Origin of the sequence: Joostella sp. CR20 (genome assembly GCF_038433465.1) — a bacterium.
Taxonomy (GTDB): Bacteria; Bacteroidota; Bacteroidia; order Flavobacteriales; family Flavobacteriaceae; genus Galbibacter.
In genome coordinates, this window is the sequence record NZ_JAESVF010000036.1 from 1 (window position 1) to 576 (window position 576).

A 576-nucleotide genomic window follows, 5' to 3' on the forward strand; every position below is an offset into this window, starting at 1 on the left:
AAATGAATGCGAAGCTGTTGCAAAAAATTGAGGAATTAACGTTGTATACAATACAATTACATAATGAAATTGAAAAGCTTAAAATTGAGAATTCACAATTGAATAAAATTAAAAGATAAGTATTATGAGTTTAAAAATACAACAAAAGATGTTAAAAATAGTAACTGTGCTATTGTTGCTTTTTTTTAATTTGACATTCTCTCAAAATTATTGGAATAAAGCACCCTATATAGGATCTGGTGGAGTTATAGAAATCGGGAAGTATATAGATTTTCATGAAATAAGCGCAGATCAAAGCGATTATTCAGTACGTTTATATTCAGATAATGGGGTTTTAACTAGTAATAGATCGATGAATATAAACGGAGAAGTAAGGACAAAAACTCTAGTTGTTGACGACCCTATAAGAGTAACAAATTGGAATGAATTATGGCAAAGCGGTTTTTATGAAAGCCATGAGGCAACAAATGCTCCAGAACCCTATAATTGGTTCTGGGGAGTGGTAATGAACCATTCAACAGATAATCCAGCGTATAAATATTCAGGACAAATAGCTATAAAAAATGGTTATGATAA

1 protein-coding gene is annotated in these 576 nt (G+C 30.4%); it reads left to right on the forward strand.

Annotated features, from left to right (window positions below; all coding sequences use genetic code 11):
- Positions 1-124: 124 nt before the first annotated feature.
- Positions 125-576: hypothetical protein (locus tag JMA43_RS13935; protein WP_342157317.1), on the forward strand; the 452-nt coding region annotated here is incomplete at its 3' end.